The organism is Pantoea sp. Ft-CA_14 (assembly GCF_024520875.1).
Taxonomy (GTDB): domain Bacteria; phylum Pseudomonadota; class Gammaproteobacteria; order Enterobacterales; family Enterobacteriaceae; genus Pantoea; species Pantoea agglomerans.
This window is the reverse complement of the sequence record NZ_JALNPM010000008.1, coordinates 60361-80865: the sequence shown is the minus strand read 5'-3', so window position 1 is coordinate 80865 and position 20505 is coordinate 60361. Positions and strand designations below refer to the sequence as shown.

At 54.8% G+C, this 20505-nt stretch carries 13 protein-coding genes; 5 read left to right on the top strand and 8 right to left on the bottom strand.

Annotation, left to right across the window (positions count from 1 at the left end; translation table 11 throughout):
* Positions 1 to 90 precede the first annotated feature (90 nt).
* Complete coding sequence (locus tag NR195_RS13565; protein WP_010671456.1) at positions 91 to 549, top strand: GNAT family N-acetyltransferase; 459 nt, start codon at positions 91 to 93, stop codon at positions 547 to 549.
* A gap of 34 nt (positions 550 to 583) precedes the next feature.
* On the opposite strand, the gene NR195_RS13560 is transcribed toward NR195_RS13565, so the two are convergent.
* A complete protein-coding gene (locus NR195_RS13560) occupies positions 584 to 2242 on the bottom strand; it encodes a glucan biosynthesis protein D (protein ID WP_022625071.1) in 1659 nt (552 codons plus the stop codon).
* Positions 2243 to 2577: 335 nt separating this feature from the next.
* On the opposite strand from NR195_RS13560, the gene elaB reads away from it, so the two are divergent.
* A complete protein-coding gene (gene elaB, locus NR195_RS13555; protein WP_010258091.1) occupies positions 2578 to 2889 on the top strand; it encodes a stress response protein ElaB in 312 nt (103 codons plus the stop codon).
* Between the two features lie 239 nt (positions 2890 to 3128).
* Positions 3129 to 4325, top strand: coding sequence for a nicotinamide mononucleotide deamidase-related protein YfaY (locus NR195_RS13550; protein WP_256844615.1), 1197 nt, complete (start codon positions 3129 to 3131; stop codon positions 4323 to 4325).
* A 336-nt stretch (positions 4326 to 4661) separates the two neighbouring features.
* Here the strand turns inward: NR195_RS13550 and yfaE are convergent, their stop codons facing one another.
* The 4 genes from yfaE to ubiG form a co-directional block, all read right to left on the bottom strand.
* Entirely contained in the window at positions 4662 to 4922 is a 261-nt protein-coding gene (yfaE, locus tag NR195_RS13545) for a class I ribonucleotide reductase maintenance protein YfaE (protein WP_010258095.1), read from the bottom strand.
* A 2-nt stretch (positions 4923 to 4924) separates the two neighbouring features.
* Entirely contained in the window at positions 4925 to 6055 is a 1131-nt protein-coding gene (gene nrdB, locus NR195_RS13540) for a class Ia ribonucleoside-diphosphate reductase subunit beta (protein ID WP_010258096.1), read from the bottom strand.
* A 72-nt stretch (positions 6056 to 6127) separates the two neighbouring features.
* Positions 6128 to 8413, bottom strand: coding sequence for a class 1a ribonucleoside-diphosphate reductase subunit alpha (nrdA, locus tag NR195_RS13535; RefSeq protein ID WP_010258098.1), 2286 nt, complete (start codon positions 8411 to 8413; stop codon positions 6128 to 6130).
* A gap of 526 nt (positions 8414 to 8939) precedes the next feature.
* The gene (gene ubiG, locus NR195_RS13530) at positions 8940 to 9665 is read right to left on the bottom strand and encodes a bifunctional 2-polyprenyl-6-hydroxyphenol methylase/3-demethylubiquinol 3-O-methyltransferase UbiG (RefSeq protein WP_010671459.1); all 726 of its coding nucleotides are present in this window, start codon (positions 9663 to 9665) and stop codon (positions 8940 to 8942) included.
* 177 nt (positions 9666 to 9842) lie between these two features.
* Here ubiG and gyrA point away from each other — a divergent pair, with 177 nt between their 5' ends.
* Positions 9843 to 12515 carry a DNA topoisomerase (ATP-hydrolyzing) subunit A gene (gene gyrA, locus NR195_RS13525; RefSeq protein WP_010258103.1) on the top strand — a complete coding sequence of 891 codons (2673 nt, stop codon included), beginning with the start codon at positions 9843 to 9845 and terminating at the stop codon, positions 12513 to 12515.
* 489 nt (positions 12516 to 13004) lie between these two features.
* A complete protein-coding gene (gene rcsC / locus NR195_RS13520) occupies positions 13005 to 15857 on the top strand; it encodes a two-component system sensor histidine kinase RcsC (RefSeq protein ID WP_010248396.1) in 2853 nt (950 codons plus the stop codon).
* A gap of 54 nt (positions 15858 to 15911) precedes the next feature.
* On the opposite strand, the gene rcsB is transcribed toward rcsC, so the two are convergent.
* From rcsB to NR195_RS13505, 3 genes are read right to left on the bottom strand one after another with little or no spacing between them, the layout of a single operon-like run.
* Positions 15912 to 16562, bottom strand: coding sequence for a response regulator transcription factor RcsB (gene rcsB, locus NR195_RS13515; RefSeq protein WP_009089068.1), 651 nt, complete (start codon positions 16560 to 16562; stop codon positions 15912 to 15914).
* 1 nt (position 16563) lies between these two features.
* Entirely contained in the window at positions 16564 to 19221 is a 2658-nt protein-coding gene (rcsD, locus tag NR195_RS13510) for a phosphotransferase RcsD (protein WP_010248389.1), read from the bottom strand.
* Positions 19222 to 19240: 19 nt separating this feature from the next.
* The gene (locus NR195_RS13505) at positions 19241 to 20395 is read right to left on the bottom strand and encodes an MFS transporter (protein ID WP_033767459.1); all 1155 of its coding nucleotides are present in this window, start codon (positions 20393 to 20395) and stop codon (positions 19241 to 19243) included.
* Positions 20396 to 20505 lie beyond the last annotated feature (110 nt).

The following is a 20505-nucleotide window of genomic DNA, read 5'->3' as shown; positions in this document are numbered from 1 at the left end:
GGCCTGATTTTTTTTGCCTGTAAGAGAGTGTCACCAGCAGGTGCTGGCGACACCGCGCTGATGTAGAGTGTGTGGTTTAAAGGAGAGACCATGGACATTAACTGGCAGGATAAACACCATAGCGAACTGACCCCCTCACAGCTCTATGCACTGCTGGCGTTGCGCAGTGCCGTGTTTGTGGTGGAACAGCAGTGCGCTTACCTTGATGTGGATGGCAAAGATTTGCACGCGGAAAACCGGCATCTGTTGGGAATGGCGGATGATCAACTAGTGGCCTATGCGCGACTACTCTCCCCGGAGGATGAGACCAGCCCGGTGAAAATCGGACGGGTGATTGTTTCAGATCGGGTTCGTGGTGCGCGGCTGGGGAATCGTCTGATGGAGCAGGCAATCAACAGTTGTCAGCAGCACTGGCCGGGCCGCGATCTGTTTCTCTCCGCGCAGGCGCATCTGGAAAGTTTCTATGGGCAGCATGGCTTTGTCGCGGTGGGGGAGAACTACCTGGAAGATGGGATCCCTCACGTCGATATGCTGAAGAACGCGCCATAAAAAAAAGGCGAGGCCTGAGCCTCGCCTGTTTACATCAACCCACCGTCATCTGGCGGTCATCGACATATTTACGCTGATCCGGCGCAGGCGGGAAATATTGATAGAGCCAGGTTTCACTCAGCGTCTCATCTTTGCTGCGCAGGAACAGACGCATCTCTACCGGCTCGGTGGAATCGCTATTCGGATACCAGTCAAACAGGATGCGATAGCCCTTAAGCGGATCGACATAAAGAATCTCAACCTGCTTCACGCTGCCGGATGAAACGGTAATCACCGGCTCAATACCTTTCGGCGCAGCAGCCTGCAGATCGCCACCAATAAAATCAATGGCGAAGCGGCGGCACCAGGTTTCCGGGAAGTGTTCGCCTGGCGCCCAGCCTTCCGGGAAACCACCGATACCGGTACGGGTTGCATCCACGCGCGCCAGACCGCTACGCACCGGCGGCAGACCACTCCAGTAAAGCTTGTAGGAGAAGTTCAGCTCGCTGCCCGCTTTGACCGGCTCAGCCGGTTGCCAGAAGCAGACCACGTTATCCAGCGTTTCACCCGTGGTCGGGATCTCCATCAGGTTGATCGCGCCTTTGCCCCACTTACCGACCGGCTCAACCCACAGGCTGGGACGTTTGTCATACCAGCCAATCACATCCTGATAATCTTTGAAGTCGTGATTAAGCTGCAGCAGGCCAAACCCACGCGGATTCTCATCTTCATAGGCGTTGAACTGCAGACGCTGAGGATTATTCAGCGGGCGGGCAATCCATTCGCCTTTACCGGTCCACATCGCCAGACGATCGGAGTCATGGATCTGCGGATGGTAAGTGTTACACATGCGGCGTTCGTTGGTGCCGCAGCTGAACATACTGGTCATTGGCGAGATGCCAATCTGACGGATCTCTTTACGGGCAAACAGGTGGTTTTCCACCTCCATCACCACGCGTTTCTCTTCGCAATGGATGATGAATTTATAAGCACCGGTGACGCTGGCACCATCCAGCAGGGCGTAGCAGGTAAAGGTGGTATCTTCCGCTTTTGGCGTTTCAAACCAGAAGGCGGTGAAATCGGGAAACTCCTCCTGGCCATTGCTGAAGGTGTTGATCGCTACGCCACGCGCCGAGAGGCCGTACTGGAAAGTATCGTCAACGGCACGGAAGTAGCTTGCGCCAAGGAAGGAGACGATGTCGCGACGGGCCAGTTCCGGTTTTTTAAAGGCGCGGAACCCGGCGAAGCCGAGGTCAGTTTTGCCCTCCAGCTGCTTCGTATCGACCCTGGCGTCGTTGTAGTTGAACAATTCGGGACGGAAGTGAATTTCGCGTGCTTCGCGACTCTCACCGTCAACAGAGAACATGCGGATGCGCCGCTTGAAGCCCATACCGACATGGAAGAACTGAACGTCCAGTTGACGATCGGGCAGGTTGTTCCAGAGTGAGTGGTTGGCGTCATACTGAATTTCGTTGTACGCCTGCGGGGTCAATGTGGCCAGCGTCTCCGGCAGCGCGCCCGGTGCTCCGCCCCAGGGTTTTTTCGCCAGTGCAGCCGCGTTTTTCTTCAATACGTCGAAATCGAAGCGTACGGCGGTTCCGTCAGCAATGCCATCTTCTGCCCATGCGGATTGCGCAAACAGCGTTGACAGGCCGGTCATGCCGCTGACGGCGGAGAAGGCCATTGACGCTTTCATAAACATTCTTCGATTCATGCCAGAGATTATTCCTTAGCTGTTCGAGGGTGTCGTGACTGTCGTGCAAAATGCACTTTCATGGCCCGATAATCACAGGCAACAGAGGGGTACGACAGTAGGGTTACTGGAAAATTCAGTCACGACAAAATTTATCAGATTAATCAAAGAAGCGAAGCGAAATTCCGCGGTTGCCGCTGCGTCTTACACTTCTTTGCGTAGCGAAACGGCGCACAGCCTGCACTGAGCAAGATTAACAGATGAAAAATCAGGTGATTCCTGGAGCAGGAAATCAGCAGAGCGCCAGATTATGACTATAGTTAATGAACTGCTTTGCAATTCACACGGAGGAAACGATGGTAAATCAGACAAATCAATTCGAAACGGGCCTCGATGACGATATTGCGTTACTGACTGAAACGCTGGAAGAAGTCCTTAAGGCATCAGGTGATCCGGCCGATCAGAAGTACATTGAGCTTAAGAGCAAAGCCGAACAGGCGCTGAACGATGTGAAATCCCGTGTCAGCCAGGCGTCCGATAGCTACTACTATCGCGCTAAACAAGCGGCTTACCGTGCAGACGACTACGTGCACGAAAAACCGTGGCAGGGTGTCGGTATCGGTGCAACAGCCGGTCTGGTACTTGGTCTGCTGCTGGCGCGTCGTTAACCGCGATTCGCTGACCTGGTTGTAGCAGACAACTGTAGTAAAAAAACGGCGGGGCAATCCCGCCGTTTTTATTGGTTTTTAACTCCCTGAACACCTTCACCACTCTTGATCCTGCTTCACCCTCGCTATCTTTATGTGCAACGTGCCTGAGACGCAGTGGTCACAATCCCTGGTGATGCCGATTGTGTCTGGCGGGAGGAGTTCGTACAGTAAAGCAAACGTGAAAAGGAGAACTCAACGTGATTAGAGTAGAGATGCTGTCGACCGGGGATGAGGTGCTGCATGGCCAAATCGTCGATACCAACGCAGCCTGGCTGGCGGATATGTTGTTCCAGCAAGGGTTGCCTATGACCAGCCGTACCACGGTAGGAGATTCACTCGAATCGCTAATCGCCACGCTACAGGCGCGCAGCCATGAGGCAGATGTGCTGATTGTGAATGGCGGTCTGGGGCCGACCAGTGACGATCTCAGTGCGCTGGCAGCAGCCAGAGCCTGTGGCGTTGAGCTTGAGGTGCAGCAGGAGTGGCTGGAACAGATGGAAGCCTGGTTCGCCAGCCGGGGACGCGTGATGGCGGCCAGCAATCGCAAGCAGGCGGAAATCCCGGCCAATGCGGAACTGATTGATAATCCGGTCGGTACCGCCTGTGGCTTTGCCCTGCAACTCAATCGCTGCTGGATGTTCTTCACGCCTGGTGTGCCGTCTGAATTTAAAGTGATGGTGGAGCAGCAGATCATCCCCCGTCTGAAAGCGAAATTTTCACCGCCCGAGCCACCGATTTGTCTGCGGCTGACCACCTTTGGTCGCGGTGAAAGCGATATTGCCGCCGAACTGGAGCCGCTGGCGCTGCCGGAAGGCGTGGTCATGGGATATCGCTCGTCCATGCCGATCATTGAGATCAAGCTCACCGGCCCGGCCAGTCAGCGGGTGGCGATGGAGCAGGTGTGGCAGCAGGTGCGCCTGCAACTGGCGGAGTGCACCATTTTCGAAGGTACCGAAGGCTTACCGGCGCTGCTGGCACGTGAGCTGGAGCAGCGCGGTGAGCAGCTGGCAATCAGTGAGCAATACACCGCCGGACTGCTCTACTGGCAGTTGGCTGGCGCCAGCGTGCCGCTACGTGGGGCTTACATCCTGCCATCCCGGCAGGAGACGCTGGAGCAGCAGGTGATCCGCACCCGCGAACTTGCTGCACAGCAGCAGGCCGCGCTGGCGCTCTCTGTTGGCAGCCTGGAGCAGGAGGAGATTTCGGTGGCGCTGCATACACCGGATGGCAGTTTTGGTCAGCGCGTGAAGTTCAGTACCGGTCGCCATAATCTGGAGACGCGGCAGAAGGTGGTGGCAATGATGGCGATGAACATGCTGCGCCGCTGGTTACACGGCAGCGAAGTGAGCACCGGTCACGGCTGGATTGATGTGGTTGAAACTGTCAGACAGTAATATCAGTGAAAATAAAACGGGCGCCTGAGGCGCCCGTTTTTGTATGTGACTGCGAATTAACCCCCATACAGCGTCATTCTCGCAGCAATAAATTAGCTCAAAGCGCAGGGAACACGGGCAGAGGAGGAAAGCGTCCCGCGCCTGGGACAAAAACGCCGGGAGCGTTTTTGAACAACGCAACGCGTTGGCCCGGCTACGGGCGCACCTCAGGGATGAGGTGCGTAATCGCGCGGGCCGAGCTGTCAGGCTGACGCTTTTTGCGTCTTTCCGATCTGACCGTGTTCCCTAAGCTGACTCGATCTCACAGCAAATCAAGCCAGACTTATTCCACCTCAGTTATAACTCCAGCTCAATCTCGCCTTTGGCTTTGCAGCAGCAGGGCAGGATCTCATCCTGCTGCACAAAAGCCAGCGGCCGTTGTGGGTAATGCACTTCGCCTTTCAGCAGCCGCATCCGGCAGGAGCCGCAGTAACCTTCGCGGCACTGAAACTCCACGCAGAGATTGTTGGCTTCCAGCAGCGTCAGCAGATTGGTATGTTCGTCTGTACATTCCAGCCGGGTGCCGGAACTGCGCAGAATAACAACGTCGCGGCTCATCATTAAAGCTGGAAGTCGTCGAAGTCGTTAGCGCCTACTTCAGAATCGATCTGACCCACCAGATAGGAGCTCACTTCCACTTCCTGTGGCGCAACCTGAACGTTGTCAGAGACCAGCCAGGAGTTAATCCATGGGATTGGGTTTGAGCGCGTCTGGAACGGCAAATCAAGGCCGACAGCCTGCATACGGATATTGGTGATGTACTCAATGTACTGGCAGAGAATATCTTTGTTCAGGCCGATCATTGAGCCGCCGCTGAACAGATATTCTGCCCACTCTTTCTCCTGCAGCGCTGCTTTCTTAAACAGCTCGAAGCACTCTTCACGGCACTCTGCCGCAATCTCTTTCATCTCCGGATCGTCTTCACCGCTGCGCAGCAGATTCAGCATGTGCTGGGTGCCGGTCAGGTGCAGCGCTTCATCGCGGGCAATCAGCTTGATGATTTTGGCATTGCCTTCCATCAGCTCGCGCTCGGCGAACGCGAATGAACAGGCGAAGCTGACATAGAAACGGATCGCTTCCAGCGCATTGACGCTCATCAGGCAGATATAGAGCTGCTTCTTCAGGGCGCGCAGGCTGACGACAACCGGTTTGCCGTTGACCTGATGCGTGCCTTCACCCAGCTGATGCCAGTAGTTGGTCATCTCAATCAGATCGTCGTAATAGCGTGAGATATCCTGAGCACGCGCCAGAATCTGCTCATTGGTGACGATATCGTCAAACACCACTGCCGGATCGTTAACGATATTACGGATGATGTGGGTGTAAGAACGGGAGTGAATCGTCTCTGAGAACGCCCAGGTTTCAATCCAGGTTTCCAGTTCAGGAATCGAGATAAGCGGCAGCAGCGCGACGTTCGGGCTGCGGCCCTGAATCGAATCCAGCAGTGTCTGATACTTCAGATTGCTGATAAAGATATGTTTTTCATGGTCCGGTAGCGCCTGGTAATCGATGCGATCGCGTGAAACGTCGACCTCTTCCGGACGCCAAAAGAAAGAGAGCTGCTTTTCGATCAGCTTTTCAAAGATGTCATATTTTTGCTGGTCGAAGCGCGCCACGTTTACGGACTGACCGAAAAACATCGGCTCTTTCAGCTGATCATTTTTGTTCTGTGAGAAAGTGGAGTAAGCCATAAAAGTTGTCCAAAAGTAGACGAAGCCAGGCCTCGTGAAATGAATGAGGCGGGAGATTCTCCCGCCTGACCATTAGATCTTACAGGCGCCGCTCTCGCAGCCATCATCCTGGATAGAAGGTGCCAGGTCATCCTGCGCATCTTCAGCACCGTCACGGGTGTTTTGATAGTAGAGCGTTTTCACGCCGAACTTATACGCCGTCAGCAGATCTTTCAGCAGCTGTTTCATCGGCACTTTACCGTTGGTGAAGCGCGACGGATCGTAGTTGGTGTTGGACGAAATCGCCTGGTCGATGAATTTCTGCATCAGACCCACCAGTTGCAGGTAGCCATCGTTGTTCGGCATTTCCCACAGCAGTTCGTACTGATCTTTCAGACGCTCATACTCCGGTACGACCTGACGCAGGATGCCATCTTTCGACGCTTTGATGCTGATGTGACCGCGCGGAGGCTCAATACCGTTGGTGGCATTGGAGATCTGCGACGAGGTTTCAGACGGCATCAGCGCAGACAGAGTCGAGTTGCGCAGGCCGTGCGTTTTAATCTCTTCACGCAGGCTTTCCCAGTCGAGATGCAGCGGTTCGTTGCTGATCGCGTCCAGATCTTTCTTGTAGGTGTCGATAGGCAGAATGCCCTGCGCATAGGTGGTTTCATTGAACCACGGGCAGGCACCTTGCTCTTTCGCCAGCTCATTTGAGGCTTTCAGCAGGTAATACTGAATCGCTTCAAAGGTTTTGTGCGTCAGGCCATTGGCGCTGCCATCGGAGTAGCGCACACCATGCTTCGCCAGATAGTAGGCGTAGTTGATGACGCCGATACCCAGTGTACGACGACCCATCGCGCCACGCTGGGCAGCCGGGATCGGGTAGTCCTGATAGTCGAGCAGCGCATCAAGCGCGCGTACTGCCAGGGTAGCCAGCTCTTCCAGATCGTCGAGGCTTTCGATGGCGCCGAGGTTGAACGCAGAGAGCGTACACAGGGCAATCTCACCGTTTTCGTCGTTAACATCTTCCAGCGGTTTCGTCGGCAGGGCGATTTCCAGGCAGAGGTTAGACTGGCGAACCGGCGCGATGCTCGGGTCAAACGGGCTGTGGGTGTTGCAGTGATCGACGTTCTGAATGTAGATACGGCCGGTAGAGGCGCGTTCCTGCATCATCAGTGAGAAGAGATCGACCGCTTTAACACGCTGCTTGCGGATGCTCTGATCCTGCTCATATTTGGTATAGAGGCGCTCAAACTCATCCTGATTGGCGAAGAATGCGTCATACAGGCCAGGCACGTCAGACGGGCTGAACAGGGTGATATCTTCGCCCTTCAGCAGGCGCTGATACATCAGCTTGTTGAGCTGTACACCATAGTCCATGTGACGCACGCGGTTGCCTTCAACACCACGGTTGTTCTTCAGCACCAGCAGGCTTTCGATTTCCAGATGCCACATCGGGTAGAACAGGGTGGCTGCGCCGCCACGAACGCCGCCCTGAGAACAGGACTTCACCGCGGTCTGGAAATGCTTGTAGAACGGGATACAGCCGGTATGGAACGCTTCACCGCCGCGAATCGGGCTGCCCAACGCACGGATACGACCGGCGTTGATACCGATGCCGGCACGCTGAGAGACATATTTCACAATCGCGCTGGAGGTGGCGTTGATGGAGTCCAGGCTGTCGCCGCACTCGATCAGCACACAGGAGCTGAACTGACGTGTTGGGGTGCGTACGCCAGACATGATTGGCGTCGGCAGGGAAATTTTAAACGTCGAGATCGCATCATAGAAACGCTTGATGTAATCCATACGCGTGTCGCGCGGGTAGCCGGAGAAGAGGCAGGCGGCGACCAGAATGTAGAGGAACTGCGCGCTTTCGTAGATTTCACCCGAAACGCGGTTCTGCACCAGATATTTGCCTTCCAGCTGCTTCACAGCGGCATAGGAGAAGTTCATGTCACGCCAGTGGTCGAGGAACTCGTCCATCTGCGCAAACTCTTCCTGGCTGTAATCTTCCAGCAGGTGACGATCATATTTGCCCATGTCGACCATCTTAACGACCTGGTCATAGAGCTTTGGCGGCTCAAACTGACCATACGCTTTTTTGCGCAGGTGGAAGATCGCCAGGCGGGCAGCCAGGTACTGATAGTCAGGGGCATCGCGGGAGATGAGGTCTGCTGCGGCCTTGATGATGGTCTCATGAATGTCAGAGGTTCTGATGCCATCATAGAACTGAATGTGAGAGCGCAGCTCAACCTGTGAAACTGAGACGTTGTTCAGCCCTTCAGCTGCCCAGTCCAGCACACGGTGAATTTTGTCGAGATCAATGCGCTCCTGGCGGCCATCGCGTTTAGTAACGAGCAGACTCTGGTTCATGTCGCGTTTTTACCTTTGCGTGAGTATCCAAAAATTAAAAGAAATCCCGGTTTATACACAGCCTATTCATTGTGAATAATGTGTGGATAAACACTACATCTAGGGGGTGATGGGAAAAGCCATAACTACATGGGGGCATATTTTAGTATTTTACGGCCGCTTAACAAGAGCAAAAAATGATGGCTGGAGGGGTTGTAATTCTTGCGAAATTTCTTAGCCCACGCCTTGTAAGGCCTGGCATCATGTCAACCAGATCACACTTTTTTTTCTTATTATGATCGGGCGCGTGTTTCTTATTCAATCCTCAGGATTCAGCAGGAAAAGGGATGAAAAATGGCTAAAAGCCGCTAGCGGGTTGCTGGTCAGCAGAGAATCGGATGCGGTAACGCTGAAGAGGATGGAGCCGGGCTGATGTAACCTATTGGCAGACATCAGAATGCCTCTGGCGCGGTGAGTGCTGTGACCGGCACAGGGAGAACGGGCGCAGAAGAGGAGATGCCCGCCCTGATTCAGGCGGGCGGGTCACTCAGACGGCGCGGTGGGTGTGCACCATATAATTCACGTCAGTGCCGGGAGCCAGTTTGAATCGGTTAGTCACCGGGTTGTAATGCAGGCCAATGATGTGGCGTTCACGCAGGGCCGTTTCATCGACCCAGCCCAGCAGTTCGGAAGGACGGATAAATTTCTTCACGTCGTGGGTGCCGCGCGGCAGCATGCGCAACACATATTCCGCACCAAATATCGCCAGCAGCCAGGCTTTTGGATTGCGGTTCAGCGTAGAGAAAAAGACTTCGCCGCCGGGTTTGACCAGCTTCGCACAGGCGTGAACCACTGAGCGCGGATCCGGCACGTGCTCCAGCATCTCCATGCAGGTCACCACATCATATTTTCCGGCGTGCTGCTCCGCATGCTCTTCGACGGTCTGCTGCACGTAGTCCAGCGTCACTCCGCTCTCCAGAGCATGCAGGCGCGCCACGGCCAGCGGTTCCGCGCCCATGTCCAGACCCGTGACCACGGCGCCTTCGCGCGCCATACTTTCGGCTAAGATGCCGCCGCCGCATCCGACGTCGAGCACGGTTTTACCGAATAAGCCGTTGCTGTGCTGCGCGATATAGCCCAGGCGCAGCGGGTTAATGCGGTGCAACGGTTTAAATTCACCCTCCAGATCCCACCAGCGCGAGGCAACGGCCTCAAACTTGGCAATTTCCTGCGCATCGACGTTCTGCTGATGATTCTGCGGTTGTGCATTCATTGAATCGTAACTCCTGACAAAATGTGCCCACAGTATAAACGCTTAACCGCAGATGGCACACCTTTCAGGCGCAAGGAAAAGCGGGTGAAATCGGTGGTTAGCGTTCACCAGAGCATTGCAGTGTGATATACTTTCGCACCTTTAAAATCCGGGATTAAGTAGAGGGATAGCGGCTCCATGAGCGACCTTGCGAGAGAAATTACACCGGTCAATATCGAAGAAGAATTAAAAAATTCTTACCTCGGTTACGCCATGTCGGTCATCGTTGGCCGAGCTTTACCCGATGTGCGTGATGGCCTGAAGCCGGTTCATCGTCGCGTACTTTTTGCGATGAGCGTACTGGGTAACGACTGGAACAAACCCTATAAAAAATCTGCCCGCGTCGTCGGTGACGTTATCGGTAAATATCACCCGCATGGTGATTCCGCCGTATACGACACCATTGTACGTATGGCCCAGCCTTTCTCCCTGCGTTACATGCTGGTGGACGGACAAGGCAACTTCGGTTCCATCGACGGCGACTCCGCCGCGGCGATGCGTTATACCGAAATTCGCATGTCGAAAATCGCCCACGACCTGTTAGCTGACCTGGAAAAAGAGACCGTCGATTTCGTACCGAACTACGACGGCACTGAGCAGATCCCTGAAGTTCTGCCGACCAAAATTCCTAACCTGCTGGTGAACGGCTCTTCCGGTATCGCCGTGGGTATGGCAACCAACATTCCGCCGCATAACCTGCGTGAAGTGATTAACGGCTGTCTGGCTTACATTGAAAATGAAGACATCAGCATTGAAGAGCTGATGGAGCACATTCCGGGGCCAGATTTCCCGACCGCCGCTATTATCAATGGTCGCCGTGGCATCGAAGAAGCGTACCGCACCGGACGCGGTAAAATTTATATTCGTGCGCGTGGCGAAGTGGAAGCTGATGCTAAAACGGGCCGCGAGACCATCATCATTCATGAGCTGCCGTATCAGGTTAACAAGGCACGCCTGATTGAGAAGATTGCGGAGCTGGTGAAAGAGAAGCGTGTCGAAGGCATCAGCGCACTGCGCGATGAGTCTGATAAAGACGGCATGCGTATCGTGATTGAGATCAAGCGCGATGCGGTCGGCGAAGTCGTGCTGAATAATCTCTATTCACTGACCCAGTTGCAGACCTCGTTTGGTATCAACATGGTCGCCCTGCATCAGGGTCAGCCGAAGATCATGGCGCTGAAGGAGATTCTGGACGCCTTTGTTCGCCATCGTCGTGAAGTTGTGACGCGTCGTACTATCTTTGAACTGCGTAAAGCGCGCGATCGTGCGCATATCCTGGAAGGTCTGGCGATTGCGCTGGCGAATATCGATCCTATCATCGAGCTGATTCGTCGTGCACCAAACCCGGCAGAAGCGAAAGCGGGTCTGATTGCACAGTCGTGGGATCTCGGTAACGTGTCAGCGATGCTCGAGCGTGCCGGTGATGACGCCGCGCGTCCGGAGTGGCTGGATCCACAATATGGCATCCGTGATGGTCAATACTATCTGACCGAGCAGCAGGCTCAGGCAATTCTGGATCTGCGTCTGCAGAAACTGACCGGCCTTGAGCACGAGAAGCTGCTGGATGAGTATAAAGCGCTGCTGGAGCAGATCGCTGAGCTGCTGCGCATTCTGTCGAACGCGGACCGTCTGATGGAGGTGATCCGCGAAGAGCTGGAGCTGATGCGTGATCAGTTCGGTGATGAGCGTCGCACAGAGATTACCGCCAACACGGCTGACATTAATATCGAAGACCTGATCAATCAGGAAGATGTTGTGGTGACATTGTCGCATCAGGGCTATGTGAAGTATCAGCCGCTGACCGACTATGAAGCGCAGCGTCGTGGTGGTAAGGGCAAATCAGCCGCACGTATCAAAGAAGAGGATTTCATTGATCGTCTGCTGGTCGCCAATACGCATGACACGATTCTTTGCTTCTCCAGCCGTGGCCGTCTCTACTGGATGAAGGTTTACCAGCTGCCGGAAGCAAGCCGTGGCGCACGTGGACGTCCAATCGTCAACCTGCTGCCGCTGGAAGCCAACGAGCGTATTACGGCGATTCTGCCGGTACGTGAGTATACCGAAGGCTTTAATATCTTTATGGCGACCGCGCTCGGTACCGTGAAGAAGACCGCACTGAAAGAGTTCAGCCGTCCACGCAGCGCGGGCATTATTGCCGTGAATCTGCGTGACGACGATGAGCTGATCGGTGTGGCGCTGACCAACGGTAACGATGAAGCGATGCTGTTCTCAGCGGCCGGTAAAGTGGTGCGCTTTGCAGAAACCGCAGTCCGTGCGATGGGTCGTACCGCCTCTGGCGTACGCGGCATCAGGCTGGCTGAAGGCGATCGCGTTGTGTCATTGATTGTGCCGCGTGAAGAGGGTGCAATTATGACCGTGACGCAGAATGGTTACGGCAAGCGTACGGCCAACAGCGAATACCCGACCAAGTCGCGTGCGACTCAGGGTGTTATTTCAATCAAAGTGACCGAACGTAATGGTCCGGTGATTGGCGCCGTTCAGGTCGTTGATGGCGATCAGATTATGATGATCACCGATGCCGGTACGCTGGTGCGTACCCGCGTTTCAGAAGTGAGCGTCGTGGGTCGTAATACCCAGGGTGTGATTCTGATTCGTACCGCAGAGGATGAGAACGTCGTGGGTCTGCAGCGTGTTGCCGAGCCGGTTGAAGAAGAAGAGCTGGATTCAATCGACGGTAGCGTGGCGGAAGGCGAGGAAGATATCGCGCCGGAAGCAGAGAACGACGATGAAGAGATTGCGCCGGAAGCGGATGCAGAAGACGAAGACGACGCGGCTGAAGACGAAGAGTAATTTGTCTGGCGTGAGCTGAGGTTCGTTGCAGAAACGGCAGGTCAGGGGAAACCCGGCCTGCCGTTTTTTTTGTGTGATGGGGAGGGAGCAGGGAGCTTAGGGCTGGAGGCTGGAGGCTGGAGGCTGGTTGCTGGTTGCTGGTGGCTGTGAGTTGGGAGCCGCCGAAAGGCCCACTATGCCCGATCGCAAAGGATTCCCGCATCCATGCGGATCGGCCACGCCATCGCGGGCCAGACGCTTTGCTCTTCGGGCATAGCAGGCCTTTCTTGTTGGGGTTGTGATGTCGCTTTGATGGGATATGTGTGTATTTGTTTAAGCCGTGAGAGGCGGCCATTTTTTGTTGGGATAAAGATGTTGCTTTGGCTGTCTTAAAAGATTCCCAAACCGCCCGCTAAGCCTGCGGCTGGCTGGCTTTTTACGCCCGATAAAGCTAGTGTATGGGCATTAAAAATCGATGATGCGACTAACCTTGCCAACTGCGAGTTACCTTTGAAATATCCTGTCTCTTTCCGCACTACGCTTCGCATCTCGCGCTATCTTTTCCGCGCGCTGGCGCTGCTAATCTGGACGCTGGGCGCCGTTCTTACTGCGTTTTACATTATCAGCGTGCTGCACAATAAAGAGACGCAGGTTCGGCAGGAGTTTGCCAGCAACTACGGCACGATACAGTGGTATGTGCGCCATTCGGCGGACATGATGCGTGAGCTGAAATATATCACCGAGAACCGCTTAACCAACGCCAGCAGCGGTCTGGATGTGCTGACCGGTATGATGCCAGGCAAAACATCCCAGCCGCAGTTTACGCCCCTGTTTTCGGATGGCGACTGTACCTCGATGAGCAATACCTGGCGCAACTCGCTCGATTCACTCAGTTACTACATCAATTACTGGAAAAGTAACTTCGCCTCATCGTATGAGCTGAATCGGGTGTTCTTTATCGGTGGCGAGAGTCAGTGTCTGGCCGACTTCACGATTGGCAGCAGCAATGCTGACCGGGAACGCAGCCTGAAATCGCTGCGTGAGAATGTGCTGCGCTATCGCAATAGCAGCGAAGAAGATCGCCGCAATCCGATGTACTGGATTAATAGCAGTGCTCAGCCAGGCGTCGGAACCTTCTTTATGGTGGTGCCCGTCTACGTTGCTAATAAGTTACAGGCGCTACTGGGCGTCGAACAGAATATCCGGCTGGATGAGTTTATTCAGCCGGGCAGCCTGCCGATTATCGCGTCCATTACCGATGAAAATTATCGTCCACTGCTAAATTCGCGGCGCGGCGGGCTGGGCTTCTCGCTCGATAGTCTTCCTGATGATAAAACCTGGTTCGGATACCTGAATGGTTATCGTCAGCTGGTTCTGAAAAAGCCGCTGCCGCCTTCCGATCTTAACGTGGTGTGGTCGATATCTACCGACGTGATGGTGGATCAGCTCAAGCTGATGATCATTAATGCGCTGCTGCTCAATATTTTCAGCGCCGTTATTCTGTTTACCCTCGCCTGGCTGTTTGAGCGCCGGATGTTCCTGCCGGCTGAGGAGAACGCGCACCGGCTGGAAGAGCACGAGCAGTTTAACCGTAAGATTGTCGCCTCTGCGCCGGTCGGGATCTGTATTTTACGCACCAGCGACGGCACCAATATTCTGAGTAACGAGCTGGCGCACAATTATCTGACGTTGCTGACGCAGGAAGATCGCCTGCGGCTGAATGAGATTATTGGCGGGCAGCAGGTCAACTTTGTCGATGTGCTCACCGGCAGTAATACCAATCTGCAAATCAGCTTCGTGCATTCGCGCTATCGTAATGAGAACGTGGCGATTTGCGTGCTGGTCGATGTCTCGGCGCGCGTGCGGATGGAGCAGTCGCTGCAGGAGATGGCCCACGCGGCAGAGCAGGCGAGCCAGTCAAAATCGATGTTCCTTGCCACGGTCAGTCACGAACTGCGCACGCCGCTTTATGGCATTATCGGTAACCTCGATCTGCTGCAGACCAAAGAGCTGCCCAGCGGTATCGACTCGCTGGTGACGGCGATGAACAACTCCTCCAGCCTGCTGCTGAAAATCATCAGCGATATTCTCGACTTCTCAAAAATCGAATCAGAGCAGCTGAAAATTGAGCCGCGTCCGTTTGCACCTCGTGAAATCGTGACCCACATCGTCGGCAATTATCTGTCGCTGGTGGTGAAGAAGCGGCTTACGCTCTACTGCTTTATCGAACATGACGTTCCGCAGGTGCTGGACGGCGATCCGCTGCGTCTGCAGCAGGTGATCTCGAACCTGCTGAATAACGCGATTAAGTTCACGCATACGGGCTGTATTATCCTCCACGCTTACGTTGCGCAGGGCTATCTGGCATTCCGCGTCCGTGATACTGGCGTCGGCATTCCGGCAAAAGAGCTGCCACGCCTGTTTGATCCCTTCTTCCAGGTGGGAAATGGCGTGCAGCGTAATTTCCAGGGCACCGGGCTGGGACTGGCGATCTGTGAAAAGCTGATCAACATGATGGATGGCGACATCGAGGTCGACTCAGAGCCAGGCATGGGCAGCCAGTTTATTGTGCGTATTCCAATCTACAAAGGGCAGAAGCCATCACTGATGCTGCTGGAGGATTTACAGGATAAGAAAATCTGGCTGGCGATGCGCAACGAGTACCTCGCGGAATTTATCACGCGTCAGATTCAGCAGCAGGGCATTCAGGTCGGGGAGTATAACGGTAAGCCTGGCCATGACGATGTGGTGATGACCGATTACGAACTGGATATTGATGTTCCGTTGCGGGCACTGGTCACTTTCGATGGATCGCATGTGGATATGCCGCGTGAACGTCAGCCTGGCCGCTGGATCCACTCTACCGCCACGCTGCATGAGGTTCCGGCGCTGCTGGCGCGCATCTATCGAATCGCACTGGGCAACGACGCCGCAGATGCGCTGTTGCTGGCCGCACCGGTAGAAGAGAAAGTGCATAACGATGACATCATGGTGTTGATTGTCGATGACCATCCGATTAACCGCATGCTGCTGTCGGAACAGCTCGGCACGCTGGGCTATCAGGTGAAGACTGCGCAGGATGGCGTTGATGCACTTAATGTACTGAGTCGTAATGAGATTGATATCGTACTGACCGACGTGAACATGCCGAATATGGATGGTTATCGCCTGACGCAGCGGTTGCGTCAGCTGGGCCATCTCTTCCCGGTCGTTGGCGTGACGGCGAATGCGCTGGCGGAAGAGAAACAGCGTTGCATGGATGCGGGCATGGATAACTGCCTGTCGAAACCGGTGACGTTAGATGTGCTGAAAGTGACGCTGGCAATCTATGCTGATCGGGTACGTAAAACGCGGATGGGATAGGGCAGGAAAGGGCAGAGGCGAGGCGGTGCAGGCTGCACCGCCTCAGGAAGTAACTTAGTCTCTTTCGACCTGAGTCTGGCTGACAGACGACAGGTAGTTCAGCAGTGCGATATCGTTATCCACGCCCAGTTTCATCATCGCTGATTTCTTCTGGCTACTGATGGTTTTGATACTGCGGTTCAGCTTCTTGGCAATCTCGGTGACCAGGAAACCTTCTGCAAACAGACGCAGCACTTCGCTCTCTTTCGGTGACAGGCGTTTGTCGCCATAACCACCCGCGCTGATTTTCTCCAGCAGTTTCGCAACGCTTTCCGGCGTATATTTCTTGCCTTTCTGCAGTGCAGCCAGTGCCTTTGGCAAATCGGTTGGCGCGCCCTGTTTCAGTACAATCCCTTCGATATCGAGATCAAGCACTGAACTCAGAATCGCCGGGTTATTGTTCATGGTCAGAACAATAATCGAGAGATCCGGGTAGTGGCGTTTAATATATTTAATCAGCGTAATACCATCGCCATACTTCTCACCTGGCATAGAGAGGTCGGTGATCAGGACGTTGGCGTCAAGCTTGGACAGATTATTGATCAGTGCTGTTGAGTCTTCGAACTCACCTACAACGTTAACCCATTCAATTTGTTCCAGAGATTTTCGGATACCGAAAAGGACAATTGGATGGTCATCGGCAATAATTACGTTTAAGTTATTCATCTTATTGGTTACCTTGCTGCAGCAGTTGATTGACGTAAGCGTCAATATCACTGGTGGTATTTGTAATGTTTGAATCGTCACACGCTTTAATGTGGTGTTCTAACTCTTCACAAAGCTGTTTGCCGGGAGTCAGATTGAGCATGGCAAACACGCCCTTTAGGCGATGCGCTGTCTGAGCAAGCGAGGCGTAGTCCTTTTCCGCCGACTCAGTATACAGCCTCTTCACATCAACCGGTACTGTCTCCGTAAACAGCTGGAAATAGCCGCCGCTCATCAATGGCGTGGCCGCGTCGTCTTCCGTGTCGTTATCCATCACATCATGCGACAGTTGCTTCTCTATCAGTGCCAGCAATGCATCCAGCAGCGCATTACTGAGATTGAAATTGACCCGATACTGCTGGTCGTTCAGTGCATGGTGCCCCAGTTCATCTTCCGCCAGCAGCAGTGCCCAGCCGCTAAGCTTTGATGGATCGTCGGTCACCAGCACATCGTGATCCTGACCGGAAATGCGCTCGTCGGGTGTCAGACAACGCGCTCCCCAGTTTTCCAGATGGCGGCAGACAATTTTATGCACGTCCTCCACGGTGATCTCCACCAGCGCGGTAACGCCATCCAGAATTTTTTCCTCTTCTTCTTCGCGCTTCTGCTCCAGCACCAGCGGCAACTGCATGTTGTAGCGCGTGCCGATATCCGCTTTTGCCACGATATCCAGGCTGCCACCCATCTGCTTGCAGAGCTGCTTACAGAGGAAGAACGCCATGCCAGAAGCCTGTCCGTAGCGATCCTGACTGGTATCGCCCAGGAACGGGAAGTCGACATTGGCCAGTTCATCCACCGTCAGGCCCGCACCGGTATCCACCAGTTCGATAATCAATCTATCGGCCTGCTTGTCCGCAGCCTTAACTTCCAGGGTGATTTTCCCCCAGCGGGTGGTGGTCAGGGCGTAGTGCATCAGCGTGGTCAGCACTTTACGCAGGGCGCGACGGTCGCCAAAGCGCGTCTCATCATTAGCCAGGTGATTATTCACCACCAGCGACAGCCCTTTGCGGCGCATCAGCGGCAGGCTTTCCAGCGCGATCTCATCCAGCAGTTCCTGCAGGTTAAAGACGGTCGCATCGGGTGACCAGTCGTGCGCCTCAAGCCGGTTCAGCAGCACGATATCATCCACCAGCCGCGCCAGCCCCTGACTCTCATCGAGCAGGTCCAGCACGGTCTCATCGGCATCACGCTGGCTGAGCTGTACCAGCTGCGTCACCATCTTCTCCAGGGGCTGATTCAGCGCGTGGCCCAGATTGTGCAGCAGCTGCTGTCGCATCTGATGGTTACGATCCAGCACCTGCTGCGCTTTTTGCAGCTTCTTATTCACCAGCAGCTCGCGATCCTGGTCACGCATCATAAACAGCTGGGTATGCGGCGACAGCACGCTGCGGGCGTGGCGAATCTCATACACTTCGTTATTGATGGTGGCCTGCAGCACGCCCTGATGCTGGTCGGACATATTAATGATCTTCTGCAGATTGAGGTGAGGCAAAAGATGTTCAGCAATCTTATTGCTCAGCAGGGTGCGGTTGCTGGCAAAGTCATACACCAGCAGGCCGACAGGCAGACTGGCCACAATCTCTTCATTCAATACCCGCAGCGAATCGAGTTCAGCGCTCTGATTCTCGCTGGGACGCAGCGACTGCTGGCGCAGCAGCACGATACCCGCCAGTGAAAGCAGGAACAGCAGCAGGTTGATCAGCAGCGGCCAGAGCAGATTATGCAGGGTGTCGATAATCAGACGGCCAATCGGCACCTGATAAACCAGCTGCAGCGAGGTGCTGGGCAGGGTGGCCGTAATCTCGATATTGGGATTAACCAGTGAGATGCGGGTATTTTCCACCTCCTGCTGTTCACTGCTGCTGGCAGGCATTGAGCTGTCCTGACGCAGCTGGAAATTTTCCAGCGGCATGTTCTGCGGAACAATATCGTTAACCGGCAGATCAAAGGCGACCACCGTGGCCAGATGGCCTGGCTGGTTAAAGGTGGTACGCAGCGTGAAATAGTGATCGTTCTGGAAGGCGAGGTGGCGCAGCGGTGAGAAACTCTCGCGCTCATCGAGCGCATTCGCCTGCTGCAACATCTCAGCACGACGACCATCGACCATTGAACTGATGGCGCTCTCTTTATAGCGCGTCGCCATATCTTTCAGCGGCAGGGTCGAGATCATAATCAGGCTATTGTCCTGACCATTTAAAAAGTACATCGACCAGGTGGGATTTTCTGCGCCCCACAGCGTGTCGAGATAGTTCGACATCCGCATGGTCATGTCCAGCGTGCTGCTGTCATGTGAGCCGAAAATCAGCGCTTCCGTTTTACGCCGGGTTTTTTCCAGGTAGTAGACGTCAGGACGCAGTCGCGTTTCCTGCAGGTTACTGCCGGGTGTTGCACCTGCCGCACTGGTAGAGAGGTTTTCATAGATCTGCCAGGTGGCAAAGCGATAGGCATCAATGCGCTTCTGAACGTCACGAGCCAGATCGTCCATGGCATAGCGCTTCCCGGTCAGCCAGGCATTCACCGAGTTATGCACCATAAAGCCCAGCGCCAGCAGGAGCACCAGATTGAAAACCACAAAAAAGCGGGTGACGTTGCCGGAGGTCAGTGGAAACTTATACAACATAGCGTGTCAGGTACCTGAATTATTGCGCAACTTTTCGCGCACTGGCGGCTACCGCTAACAGCAACAGGGCGATCGCTAAAAATGCGCCGCTGAGGCTGATCCATTGCGAAATGAATCCGATTAAAGCCGGACCTGAGAGAATACCCGCATATCCTAGCGTTGTCATGGCAGAAATCGCCAGGTTCGCAGGCATATCCTGTTGATTCCCGGCAGCATTGAACAACATCGGCACCGTGTTAGATAAACCAAAGCCGACCAGCAGGAAAGCCAGCAGGGCGATCTCCGGCCACGGCAGCCAGACGGCCAGACTCATGCCCGCGGCGGCGGTCAGCGCGCCGGTCAGCATCACCGGGTAGCGACCAAAACGCTGGATGATCTTATCGCCGCTAAAACGTCCCAGCGTCATCGCCACGGAAAAGACCGCATAGCCCAGTCCGGCCCAGGCGGGTGACATCTCCGGGTTCTGCAGCAACAGCAGCGCGCCCCAGTCCAGCACGGCCCCTTCCGCCAGGAACAGGATAAAGCAGAGCAGGCCAAGAAACGCGACCCAGCCGCGTGGGATCACCAGCCAGGGTTGATCGGGCTGATGCAGGCGTTCATTCATTAAGACCGGCAGTCGCCACAGCAACAGCAACAACATCACTGCCATTACCACCAGCGTGGCGGCCAGGGGTGAAAAAGACTGGCTCAGCAACAGGCTGACCGTGCCCGCACCCAGAATCCCACCAAGACTAAAGAAGCCATGGAAGCCGGACATCATCGGTTTATCCGCCGCCTGCTCAACCTGAACCGCCTGATAATTCATCGCCACATCCAGCATGCCCAGCCCGGCGCCAAACAGCATCAGCGCAGCCGCCATGATTAGATGAGAGTCAGCCGTGGCCAGCAGCGGCATCATCATCAGCACTAACAGGGTAGAGAAGCACATCACCCGACGGCAGCCAAACCGCGCCACCAGTGTGCCGGTCACCGGCATCGCGGCCAGCGAACCAATACCCAGACAGAGCAGTAACGCGCCCAGTGATGCACCGCTGAGCTGCAGACGATCGCGGGCAAACGGCACCAGTGGAGCCCAGGCTGACATTCCTAAGCCATTGATCAAAAAGATGGTGCGTGTGCCCCAGTTCAGGCGGCTCTGATGTTTGTTTTGTTGTGCAGCGTCCAGTGCGGTCATAGGTCAGATTCATCAATGGTAAAGCGGAAAAGTGTAGCACTGGCCGTGAGTCAGTGGTCGTTGCGCCTCTTATCAGGAAGGGGGCAGCAACATGGCATAAATGACAAAAC